At 67.3% G+C, this 8,485-nt stretch carries 11 protein-coding genes; 4 read left to right on the forward strand and 7 right to left on the reverse strand.

Annotation, left to right across the window (positions count from 1 at the left end):
* The first annotated feature begins 66 nt into the window (after nucleotides 1-66).
* Nucleotides 67-423 carry an MliC family protein gene (locus tag RSO01_RS16345; protein ID WP_170303111.1) on the forward strand — a complete coding sequence of 119 codons (357 nt, stop codon included), beginning with the start codon at nucleotides 67-69 and terminating at the stop codon, nucleotides 421-423.
* Between the two features lie 6 nt (nucleotides 424-429).
* On the opposite strand, the gene RSO01_RS16350 is transcribed toward RSO01_RS16345, so the two are convergent.
* Both RSO01_RS16350 and RSO01_RS16355 read right to left on the reverse strand, forming a co-directional pair.
* Complete coding sequence (locus RSO01_RS16350; protein ID WP_147150186.1) at nucleotides 430-783, reverse strand: hypothetical protein; 354 nt, start codon at nucleotides 781-783, stop codon at nucleotides 430-432.
* A 42-nt stretch (nucleotides 784-825) separates the two neighbouring features.
* Nucleotides 826-2,274 carry an amino acid permease gene (locus RSO01_RS16355; protein WP_147150187.1) on the reverse strand — a complete coding sequence of 483 codons (1,449 nt, stop codon included), beginning with the start codon at nucleotides 2,272-2,274 and terminating at the stop codon, nucleotides 826-828.
* A 162-nt stretch (nucleotides 2,275-2,436) separates the two neighbouring features.
* On the opposite strand from RSO01_RS16355, the gene RSO01_RS16360 reads away from it, so the two are divergent.
* Nucleotides 2,437-2,763, forward strand: coding sequence for a hypothetical protein (locus RSO01_RS16360; RefSeq protein ID WP_147150188.1), 327 nt, complete (start codon nucleotides 2,437-2,439; stop codon nucleotides 2,761-2,763).
* 125 nt (nucleotides 2,764-2,888) lie between these two features.
* Entirely contained in the window at nucleotides 2,889-3,272 is a 384-nt protein-coding gene (locus tag RSO01_RS16365; RefSeq protein ID WP_147150189.1) for a hypothetical protein, read from the forward strand.
* Here the strand turns inward: RSO01_RS16365 and RSO01_RS16370 are convergent.
* Nucleotides 3,269-4,504 (reverse strand): alpha/beta fold hydrolase, encoded by a 1,236-nt coding sequence (locus RSO01_RS16370; protein ID WP_308933091.1) that lies wholly within the window; start codon nucleotides 4,502-4,504, stop codon nucleotides 3,269-3,271. The genes RSO01_RS16365 and RSO01_RS16370 overlap by 4 nt on opposite strands.
* A gap of 3 nt (nucleotides 4,505-4,507) precedes the next feature.
* Nucleotides 4,508-5,470, reverse strand: a complete 963-nt coding sequence (locus tag RSO01_RS16375) for a Bug family tripartite tricarboxylate transporter substrate binding protein (protein ID WP_170303112.1) — start codon at nucleotides 5,468-5,470, stop codon at nucleotides 4,508-4,510.
* Between the two features lie 420 nt (nucleotides 5,471-5,890).
* Between RSO01_RS16375 and RSO01_RS16380 the strand changes: the two genes are divergently transcribed.
* Nucleotides 5,891-6,325: a hypothetical protein gene (locus tag RSO01_RS16380; protein WP_147150191.1), complete on the forward strand. Its 435-nt coding sequence runs from the start codon at nucleotides 5,891-5,893 to the stop codon at nucleotides 6,323-6,325.
* Here RSO01_RS16380 and RSO01_RS16385 read toward each other — a convergent pair.
* The 3 genes from RSO01_RS16385 to RSO01_RS16395 form a co-directional block, all read right to left on the reverse strand.
* Nucleotides 6,246-6,911 carry an amino acid ABC transporter permease gene (locus RSO01_RS16385; protein ID WP_147150198.1) on the reverse strand — a complete coding sequence of 222 codons (666 nt, stop codon included), beginning with the start codon at nucleotides 6,909-6,911 and terminating at the stop codon, nucleotides 6,246-6,248. The two genes, RSO01_RS16380 and RSO01_RS16385, sit on opposite strands and share 80 nt — an antisense overlap.
* Nucleotides 6,908-7,588 carry an amino acid ABC transporter permease gene (locus RSO01_RS16390; protein WP_147150192.1) on the reverse strand — a complete coding sequence of 227 codons (681 nt, stop codon included), beginning with the start codon at nucleotides 7,586-7,588 and terminating at the stop codon, nucleotides 6,908-6,910. The genes RSO01_RS16385 and RSO01_RS16390 overlap by 4 nt, the downstream gene beginning before the upstream one ends.
* 104 nt (nucleotides 7,589-7,692) lie before the next feature.
* Nucleotides 7,693-8,430, reverse strand: coding sequence for an amino acid ABC transporter ATP-binding protein (locus RSO01_RS16395; protein ID WP_147150193.1), 738 nt, complete (start codon nucleotides 8,428-8,430; stop codon nucleotides 7,693-7,695).
* Nucleotides 8,431-8,485: the final 55 nt, after the last annotated feature.

The raw sequence follows: 8,485 nt of genomic DNA on the forward strand, positions 1-8,485 counted from the left end.
GAGGAACCACACCGCATGGACAAGGCGGCGCCGCGCGGGCAGCGTGGCGTCCGAGGAGATAGTATCATGCTCGGCAAGGCCATTGTTGTCGTCGTGTTCCTGACTGCAGGCACCGCCTTGGCCCAGGCGCCGGTCGCCACCGTTCAGTACAGCTGCGCACAGGGCAAATCGCTTTCCGCTGAGTATTTCGACGGACCGACGCGCACAGCGCCCGACGGCCGACCGATCCCCGGCGGCCGCGTCGTCCTCACCCTGGCAGACGGCAAGAAGCTCACCCTGCCGCAGACCCTGTCCGGTTCCGGCATCCGCTACGCCAACGAAGGCGAGTCCTTCGTGTTCTGGAGCAAGGGCGACACGGCCTTCGTCGAGGAAGGCGCCAACCAGGCCGTGACCTACAAGGACTGCGTCGGCCGCAAGAAGTAGCCGTTGCTAGATCTGGAAGAGCAGAAAGCCGCCGAAGCCTGCGGCTGTGAGCAGGATGCCGAGCCAGCGGAAGAAGCGGGTCGACTGCTTCTCGAGCAGATGCCTGCCGTGCAGCGCCGCCCGCTCGGCCCTCGACATCTCGGTCCTGGTCCTGAGTTGCTGGGCAAGGAAGGCGGGCGAGACGCCGGCGCCGACCACGCCGTCCTGCTCCATGTCGACCCGGGCGGTGACGAACCAGATCATCAGGCCGATCACGCCGACGCCGAAGAAGCTCGCATAAGCGACGATCATGAAGGCGATCACCGAGGCGATCAGCCAACCGCTCCACACGAACGCCATGACGAAGGCCTTGCCGGGCATGAACGCCTCCTGCGCGATGCCGCCGTCGATCGTGATCCTTCCCTACTTGGCGCGCAAGCGCGACTGGAACCGTCCGTAGGCGAAGTAGATCACCAGCCCGACCGCGATCCACAGGCCGACCCGCACCCAGGTATAGACGCCAAGCCCGGCCAGCAGCCCGAGGCAGGCCAGGATGCCGCCCAGCGGCAGCCATGGCACCCAGGGCGTGCGGAACGGCCGCGGTGTGTTGGGCTCGGCGCGCCGCAGATAGATGACGGCGATGCATACCAGGACGAAAGCGAACAAGGTGCCTGCTCCCACCAGCTCGCTCAGCGTGTCGATCGGCATGGTGGCCGCGACAATGGCCACGCCGATGCCGATGATGAGCTGGCTGATCCAGGGCGTGCCGAACCGCGGATGGATGCGCGCGAACACCGGTGGCAGCAGCCCGTCATTGGCGATGGTGGCGAAGATGCGGCTCTGGCCGTAGAGCAGCACGAGGATCACAGTGGTGAGCCCGAGCAGCGCACCGACCTCGATCAGCAGCGACAGCCACGGCAGGCCGATGGCACGAGCGCCCTCGACGACAGGATCGGCGACGTTGAGCTTGGGATAGGGCACCAGCCCGGTCAGCACGGCGGCGACGGCGATGTAGAGCACGGTCGACAGCGCCAGCGAGCCCAGGATGCCGATCGGCATGTCGCGCTGCGGCTGGCGCGCCTCCTGGGCACAATTCGAGACCGCGTCGAAGCCGATATAGGCGAAGAACACGATCGAGGCGCCGCGCAGCACGCCGCTGATGCCGAACTGGCCGAACTCGCCGGTGTTGGGCGGGATATAGGGCTGCCAGTTCGCCGTGTTCACATGGGCCGCGCCGATCAGGACGAAAGCCAGCACGACCACCAGCTTGACCACGACCATGGCGTTGTTGAGCTTCACCGATTCGCGCGTGCCGCCGATCAGCAGACCGGTGATGACCAGCACGATGACGGCGGCCGGCACGTCGGCGATGGCCGTGCCGGCGGATCCGTCCGCCCGCACGATGCGCTCGCCGGTCGCTGACAGCAGATCAGGTGGCAGGCCCAAGCCCATCTGCACCAGCAGGCTGTTGAAATAGGCCGACCAGCCGCAGGCGACCGCGCCCACCCCCATGGAATATTCCAGGATCAGGTCCCAGCCGATCATCCAGGCGGCGAGCTCGCCCAGGGTCGCGTAGGTGTAGGTGTAGGTCGAGCCCTGCACCGGCAGCAGCGTCGACAGCTCGGCATAGCACAGGCCGACCAGTCCGCAGGCGACGGCCGCCAGCACGAAGGAGATCGTGAGCGCGGGCCCGGCATAGAGCGCCGCCGCCGTGCCCGTCAGCACGAAGATGCCGGCGCCGATGATGGCACCCACCCCCATGGCGACGATGCTGAACGGACCCAGCACCTTCGGGAGCGCTTTGAACGCACCGCCTTCGCTGGCGATGATGTCGGCAACCGGCTTACGCGCGAAAACGCCCTTGTGGTCCATCCCTTCTCCCTCGGCATCTTCGCCGGATTGTCGCCGGCGTGCCATCGAGATTGTGGCGGACCTGCGGCCGATGCTTTTGGTTGCACGACATTTGTCACGCAACACCTTCTTCTGCATCGCGTTCACTCGGCGTCCGCAACCCCACACCCAAGGAGGAAGACCATGATCCGCACGACCCTGGCGACCCTCGCCCTGATCGCCGCGGCCGGCGTGGCGCACGCCCAGATGCAGGCCCCGAGCACGCCGGAAGGCCGCGACCAGCGGTCGATGCCTGGCGCCACCAGCAATCCCAATACCGCCCAGCCCAAAAGCCCGATGAACCCGTCGGCCGCTGAGGCGGCGGCCAAGGCCGAGCTGGAAAAACGCGGCTATGTCGGCGTCAAGAGCCTGACGCGCGACACGGCCGGCAACTGGGCGGCCAAGGCGATGCGCAACAACGTCGAAGTCGCCGTGATCCTTGAGCCGAGCGGCACGATCAGGGAGCAGTAGGCCGAAAGGTCTATGCTGCCCGGCCTGGCGGGACGGTTTACTCCTCGTTTGCGTCCCGCCAGCGCTGCCGCTCTCATACTCGTGTATAGACTTGTGAGCGCCGCCGGATCGACCATATCCGGATCATGCGCATATTCCTTGTCATCGCTTTCGCGAGCTTGACCCTCGCCACGCCGGCCCTGGCGCAATACGCCCCGGGTTCCATCGGCAACGGCGGCCGCATGCCCGAGACCATGTCGCCTGGCGCCCTGCCGCCACCGCCGACCATTGTCGCGCCGTCCACACCGGCGCCTCAGCCGTCCGCCTCCTATGGCGGTCGGTATCCCAACACGGAATCGCTGTCGCGCGATCGCATCCAGTCCGAGGGCTACCGCGTGAATCGCATCACGCGGCAGAACGACGGCTCATGGAATGCCGACGTTTCGCGCGATCCCGTGCCGACACGGCCGAAGGGCGTGCCGAGCAAGGTCACCGTCTATCCTGACGGCCGCATCGTCGAGGAGCGTTAATCCGCGGCTATGCGGTCGAGGACGGGCGCCAGGTAGCGGCGGAACTCCACCGGGCTTTCCGACATCGGGAAGTGGCCCATGCCTTTCATGACCTCGAAGTGCCGCGCGCCGGTCACGCGCGCGAGCTCAGCGGTGAGTTCGGGCGTCGCCGAGAGGTCATACTCGCCGGTCAACAGGTACAAGGGGCACTTGCCGTCGAGGCCGGCGAGATCGGCGTTCCTGAGATCACCGTCCGTAAAATAGTAGTGCAGGTCGCCGAGAAAGACGGACGGACCGCCCTGCATGTAGTGCCACAGCGTCTCCCACTTGTCGGCGCGGGGCGATGTCGGCGCGATCAGGCAGGCGACCGTGCCGGCCGCCGCCTCCTGGCCATGGATGTCGGGCCGGAACAGCACGCCGAGATCGCGCAGGCGCGTGTCGGCGCCCGCTTCGGCATGCGTCGCCGACTGTAAGCCGATAGCGGCGCGAAAATGCGCACCGTGACGGAGCGCCAGGTGCAGCACGGCGCGGCCGCCGATCGAGCAGCCCATCACCACCGGCCGGGCCAGGCCGAGCGCGCGCGACACCGCCATCACGGTGTCGACATAGAGCTGGGTGGTGAGCTGGTAGGCCTCGGTCTCGAAGCCCGCGGGCGGCGAAGACTTGCCGTGCCATGGCAGATCGAAGGCGATGACGCGAAAGCGCGCGGTGATCGAAGGATCGTTCAGCAGGGCGCGATACTGCCGGCCGTCAGCGCCGGCGGTGTGCAGGCAGAGCAAGGGTATGCCCTGCCCCGCTTCTTCGAAATAGAGGCGATGCGGCCGGCCGTTGAAGTCCAGCCGCAGGTAACGGCCGACGATGGGCTCGATGACCGGCTCGCCGACCGCGATGGGCGGCGATGACGGCGCGCCCGGCCGCAGCGCGGCGAAGACCTGCTCCAGGAACAGCATGTGGCGGCCCCAGGCCAGGATGTCGCCCTCGACCCTGAGATGGCCGACGCGCTGCATGCCGACCAGGCTCTGGAAGCCGACGGCCGGCACGGGCTTGAAAAACTCGGCCCAGGTCGCGGGCGACGCGGTCAGGCCGAAGGCGGCATTCGCGGCCGCGCCCCTGTCGACCGTGATGCGCTCGCCGACGCGCACCGTGACCGGCTCCGTGCCGCCCAGCACGACGAAGGAAAGCGCGGCCAGCCGGGCGCGCCGCTGCAGCGCCGCGTTGCCGTCGAGAGCCGCAGCAAGGCGCGAGAAGTCCATGGCTCAATTGGCCGGCTTGATGTTGGCGTCCTTGATGACCTTGGCCCACTTGGGGATGTCGCCGGCAATGGCCGCGTGCGTCTCCTGGGGCGTGCTGCCGACGGTGTCGAGGCCGAGGGCGGCGAACTTCTGCTTCATCTCCGGATCGGCCAGCACCTTCAGCGATTCGGCGCGCACCTTGTCGACGATCGGCTTGGGCAGGCCGGCCGGCCCCATCAGGGCGAACCACGACGTCGCCTCGAAGCCCGGGAAGCCCGATTCGTTGAAGGTCGGCAGGTCGGGCGCGTTGGGCGAGCGCTGCAGCGAGGTGATGCCGATGCCGCGCACACGGCCGTCGCGCACCAGCGGCAGGCTGGCGCCGGCATTCTGGATGCCGACCTGGACGACGCCGCTCATGAGATCCGACAGGTTCGCGCCGCGGTAGGGGATATGCTCCATCTTGATGCCGGCCAGATGGGCGAACAGCTCGCCCGCGATGTGCTGCGGCGTGCCGACGCCCGGCGTGCCGTAGGAGAGCTTGCCGGGATTGGCCTTGGCATAGGCGACCAGCTCGGCGATCGACTTCACCGGCAGGTCGTTGTTCACCATCATGATCGAGGGCATGCGCAGCGAGGTCGAGATCGGTGTCAGGTCCTTCAGCGGATCGAACGGCAGGGTCTGCAGGCTAGGCAGGATGGTGATGGCGGCATTGCCCGCCCACATCAGCGTGTAGCCATCGGGGGCCGCCTTGGCGACGCGGTCGGTGCCGATGGCGCCGGAATTGCCGGCGATGTTCTCGACCACCACCGGTTGCCCCCAGGCCTGCTGGAACTTGTCGGCGAACATGCGGGCGGTGACGTCGGTGGCGCTACCGGCCGTGAAACCGACCACGAGCTTGACCGGTTTCTCGGGCCAGGTGCCCTGGGCGAGCACCGGCGTCGCGGCCAAGCCGACGAGAATCGCCACGGCACGGACGATGCGAAGCATTGATTTCCTCCCTTTTGCCGGAAGGCTATGGCAACTGCGTGCATGCCGCCAGAGGTGACGGCCGAAGAATCGTCTGCCGATGGTAAGGCGCCTTGTGTAGCTTGTCGGCTCAATGCGACCCGTGATCCTTTCCGCCACCCGATACGGCGCGGTAGCGGCGAGTTCGATCGCCTTGTCCGCCCTCGCATGGTCGGCGCCCGGCACCGAAGACGTCGCCGACATCTGGCTGCCGTGGATGGACACCGTGGCGCGGCTGGGTGCCCGGCACGGCCTTGGCCAGCGCCGTCACTTCCTTGACCTGCGGATGGTACTGCCAGGCCTCATAGGATCGACGGCGACTATCCGCCGGGTGCCGTTGCCTTGCTGCTCGTGGCGCGTCGGCTGCTGCCCGCCGCCGCCGACCTCACAGTCGCAAAGACCTTGCTCGCCACGGCCCAGCTCGCCTCGACGCTCCTCTTCGCCGCCTTCTGCCGACGTACAGGTCCCTGCCTGTGCTTCGTTGCCGCCGTCGCGCTGTCGGCATCGGCCCTAGGCTATCTCGACATACTGTTCGCCGCGCCGCTCATCCTCGCCTTGTTTGCCGCCCTGGACGAGCGGCCGGCGCTTTCCTCGACGGCATTTGCCATCGCCTGCCTCATCAAATGGCAGCCGCTCCTTGCGGTCTTCTATGGGTTCGCCGGTGCGACGCCCTTCTCTCCCAGTCCGCGTTTCGCACTGCTGACGGGCGCGCTGTCGGCCGTCTCGACCGGCGCGTTCTTTTATGCGCTCTACAAGCTCAGCGTCGTCCGGCCAGCGCGCGATTCTCAAGCCGGCTCAGCAGGCGGACCAGCGGCCACAACATCAGAAAATAGATGATCGCCGCCAGCACGATGGGCGTGGCGTTATAGGTCAGGCTCTGCGCCTGGCGCGCCTGGAACAGGAGCTCGGGCACGGCGACCACGCTGCCGAGCGAGGTCAGCTTCACGACCTCGAGCGTGTTGGACATCAGGTCGGGCAGCACGTTGCGCACGGCCTGGGGCAGCACGATGTAGGTCATGGCCTGCAGGCGGCTAAGGCCGGTCGAGCGGCCGGCCTCGACCTGGCCCGCCGGAACGGAATCGATGCCGGCGCGAAGAATCTCGCCGTAGTAGGCGCCGGTGTTGAGGAAGAAGGCGATGGCGACGCAGGCGAAGCCACCCAGTTCCAGGCCGGCGAACGGCAGGCCGGCGAACAGCAGCACCAGCAGGACCAGCGGCGGGAAGGCGCGGAAGAAATCGACCCAGGCCATCAGGGGCCAGCGCACCAAGGGATGATGCACGGTGGCGAGCAGCGCCAGGATCAGGCCGCCCAGCAGGCCGAGCGGCACCACGATCAGCGACAGCAGCACGGTGTTCAGGAGGCCGGCCAGCACGATCGGCCAGATCGCGGCGATGATCTCGGGATTGAAGAAGGCCTCGATCATCGCTTCCACGCGAACTTGGTCTCGACCCAGCGGGCGGCGACGACGACCGGGAGGAACAGCACGAGGTAGGCCGCCGCTCCCATCATCAGCGGCGAGGGATTGTAGGAGTTGGATACCGCCGAGCTCGCCTGCCCCAGGATCTCGCTGACCGCCACGACGGTGCCGAGCGCCGTGCCCTTGGTGATGGCGATGGTGCGGTTGGTGAGCGGCGGGATGGTGAGCCGGAGCGCCTGCGGCAGCACGACGTTGACCAGGGTCTGGCCGAACGACAGGCCGGTCGAGCGCGACGCCTCCCACTGCCCCTTCGGAATGGACGTGATGCCGGCCCAGAAGATCTCCTCGGAGAAGGCCATCAGCACGAAGGCGAGCGACAGCCAGGTCGAGACGAAGCCCGAGGGCGAGATGTCGGCCGCCGGCAGGCCGAAGTAGATCAGCACGATGATGACCAACGGCGGCAGCGAGCGGAACAGGTCGACCACGAAGATGATCAGCCAGTTGAGCGGCCGGATGGCGAGCGCGCGCAGCAGCGCCAGCACGAGACCGGCGAAAAGGCCGCTCACGATGATCAGCACGGCGAGCTCGATGGTGACGACCATGCCGGACAGGATGTCCGGCAGGTACTTCGCCATCACCTTCGCGTTGAAGAAGGTCTCTGTGAAACGGTCCCAGGTGGTCATGGCTGGGGGCGCGCCACTCCAGTGGCGCGTCTTCCGGCTGGTACAGAGATGATCGCGCCACTGGAGTGGCGCGCCCCCAGCGAAGATATCGTCATCGCCATCATCTAATGTCTCTGGATCTGCCCGATGAACGCGCGCGTGCGCTCCTGGGTCGGGCTCTCGAAGATCGCGGCCGGCGGCCCCTGCTCCACGATCAGGCCGTCGTCCATGAACACCACGCGGTCGGCGGCATTGCGCGCGAAGCCCATCTCATGGCTGACCACGATCATGGTCATGCCGCTCTGGCGCAGGTCGCGCATGACTTCCAGCACCGAGCCGACCAGCTCGGGATCGAGCGCCGAGGTCGGCTCGTCGAACAGCATCACCCGCGGCTCCAGCGCAATGGCCCGCGCGATGGCGACGCGCTGCTGCTGGCCGCCCGAGAGCTGGCCCGGCGTGTGGCCGGCGCGGTCGGCCAAACCGACGCGCTGCAGCGCGGCCATGCCCAGCGCATCGGCCTCGGCGCGCGACTTGCCTACGACCTTGCGCAGCGCCAGCGTGACGTTGCCCAGCGCCGTCATGTGCGGATAGAGATTGAACGACTGGAACACCATGCCGATGCGCTGGCGGGCATGGTTGATGTCGGTCCTGGGATCGAGCATGTCGATGCCGTCGACCGTCACCGAGCCGGAGGACGGTTCCTCCAGCCGGTTGAGGCAGCGCAGCAGGGTCGACTTGCCCGAGCCCGACGGGCCGATCACGAACACCAGCTCACGCTCGGCCACCGAGAGATCGACCCCCTTCAGGACGTGAAGATGGCCGAAATGCTTGTGGACGCCGAGGGCTTCTACGATGGATGTCATTGAGTCATTCGTTGATGTAGCTGGCCAGCCCTGCCGCCGGAGAGTGGACACATCA

It is taken from the genome of Reyranella soli (assembly GCF_007992495.1).
GTDB lineage: Bacteria > Pseudomonadota > Alphaproteobacteria > Reyranellales > Reyranellaceae > Reyranella > Reyranella soli.